Source organism: Pseudomonas japonica (genome assembly GCF_900188455.1).
Classification (GTDB): domain Bacteria; phylum Pseudomonadota; class Gammaproteobacteria; order Pseudomonadales; family Pseudomonadaceae; genus Aquipseudomonas; species Aquipseudomonas japonica.
The window spans coordinates 1-1,567 of sequence record NZ_FZOL01000058.1; the positions used below are offsets into that span (position 1 = coordinate 1).

At 56.4% G+C, this 1,567-nt stretch carries 3 protein-coding genes and 1 pseudogene; all 4 read left to right on the forward strand.

The window, feature by feature from the left end:
- Positions 1 to 89, forward strand: a pseudogene (locus tag CHB99_RS29320) (50S ribosomal protein L5); the annotation flags it as partial.
- 13 nt (positions 90 to 102) lie between these two features.
- On the forward strand, positions 103 to 408 hold the full coding sequence (gene rpsN, locus CHB99_RS29325; protein WP_042123527.1) for a 30S ribosomal protein S14: 306 nt from the start codon (positions 103 to 105) through the stop codon (positions 406 to 408).
- A 208-nt stretch (positions 409 to 616) separates the two neighbouring features.
- Complete coding sequence (gene rpsH, locus CHB99_RS29330; RefSeq protein ID WP_042123529.1) at positions 617 to 1,009, forward strand: 30S ribosomal protein S8; 393 nt, start codon at positions 617 to 619, stop codon at positions 1,007 to 1,009.
- 12 nt (positions 1,010 to 1,021) lie between these two features.
- Positions 1,022 to 1,555 carry a 50S ribosomal protein L6 gene (gene rplF, locus CHB99_RS29335; protein ID WP_042123531.1) on the forward strand — a complete coding sequence of 178 codons (534 nt, stop codon included), beginning with the start codon at positions 1,022 to 1,024 and terminating at the stop codon, positions 1,553 to 1,555.
- The last annotated feature ends 12 nt before the right edge of the window (positions 1,556 to 1,567 follow it).

A 1,567-nucleotide genomic window follows, 5' to 3' on the forward strand; every position in this document is an offset into this window, starting at 1 on the left:
GTCTGGACATTACCCTGACCACCACTGCTCGTACGGATGACGAAGGTCGCGCCCTGCTGCGTGCTTTCAAATTCCCGTTCCGCAACTGATTGGAGTAGGAAAATGGCCAAGAAGAGCATGAAAAACCGCGAGCTGAAGCGTCAGCTCACGGTCGCTAAATACGCCAAGAAGCGTGCTGAGCTGAAAGCGATCATCGTCAATCTGAACGCAAGTCCAGAAGAGCGTTTCGCTGCTGTTGTAGCTCTGCAGAAGCAACCACGTGACGCAAGCCCTTCGCGCATGCGTAACCGTTGCCGCCTCACCGGTCGTCCACACGGCGTTTACCGCAAGTTCGGCCTCGGCCGTAACAAGCTGCGTGAAGCAGCGATGCGCGGTGACGTTCCAGGTCTGGTCAAGGCCAGCTGGTAAGACGCACCGGCAGCGTCCCGGCGGCGGAGGAGTGATCTTCCGACCGCCGGTGATCTTGCTTCGAAACAAGCCCCTTTTGGGGCTTGTTTCGTTTCAGGGATGTGTCTAGAATGACCGGCTCACCTGAGCCCGGGTTCTTTGCCGTGCGCTATCAGGTGACAGTAGTAGCCGAAAGGCTAATTTTTTTTGTATCAGGAGCGTCTAGCCCATGAGTATGCAGGACCCGTTAGCGGACATGCTAACTCGCATCCGTAATGCCCAGATGGCTGAAAAGTCCGTCGTAAGCATGCCTTCTTCGACTCTGAAGGTTGCGGTCGCCAAAGTTCTGAAAGACGAAGGTTACATCGCTGGTTACCAGGTAACTACCGATGCCAAGCCATCGCTCTCCATCGAGCTGAAATACTTCGAAGGCCGTCCGGTTATCGAAGAAGTCAAGCGCGTAAGCCGTCCTGGTCTGCGCCAGTACAAGTCCGTCGAAGATCTGCCGAAAGTTCGTGGCGGTCTGGGCGTGTCTATCGTCTCCACCAACAAAGGTGTGATGACTGATCGTGCTGCGCGTGCTGCCGGTGTTGGCGGCGAAGTTCTCTGCACAGTGTTCTAAGGGGGGATAAGCATGTCTCGCGTCGCTAAGAACCCCGTTAAGCTGCCGGCCGGTGTCGAAGTCAAATTCGCCGGTCAACAGCTTTCGGTGAAGGGTGCCAAGGGCACTCTCGAACTGAATGTTCACTCGTCCGTAGAAGTGGTCGAAGAAGCTGGTGAGCTGCGTTTCGCTGCTCGCAACGGCGATCAACAAACCCGCGCTATGGCCGGTACTACCCGTGCCCTGGTGAACAACATGGTCCAAGGCGTAAGCCAAGGCTTCGAGCGCAAGCTCCAGCTGGTCGGTGTTGGTTACAAGGCGCAAGCCAAAGGCAACGTGCTGAACCTGGCGCTCGGCTTCTCGCATCCAGTGGATTACGAACTGCCAGCCGGTATCACCGCTGAGACCCCAAGCCAGACCGATATCCTGATCAAGGGTATCGACAAGCAGCTGGTAGGTCAGGTGGCCGCTGAAATCCGCGACTTCCGTCCGCCAGAGCCGTACAAAGGCAAGGGTGTGCGTTACGCGGACGAAGTAGTCCGTCGTAAAGAAGCCAAGAAGAAGTAGGGCATAGCAAAT

What these genes read in the sequence shown, in the direction of transcription:
- rpsN (WP_042123527.1), top strand. Translation starts at nt 103, where the DNA reads ATGGCCAAGAAGAGCATGAAAAACCGCGAGCTGAAGCGTCAGCTCACG.
- rpsH (WP_042123529.1), top strand. Translation starts at nt 617, where the DNA reads ATGAGTATGCAGGACCCGTTAGCGGACATGCTAACTCGCATCCGTAAT.
- rplF (WP_042123531.1), top strand. Translation starts at nt 1,022, where the DNA reads ATGTCTCGCGTCGCTAAGAACCCCGTTAAGCTGCCGGCCGGTGTCGAA.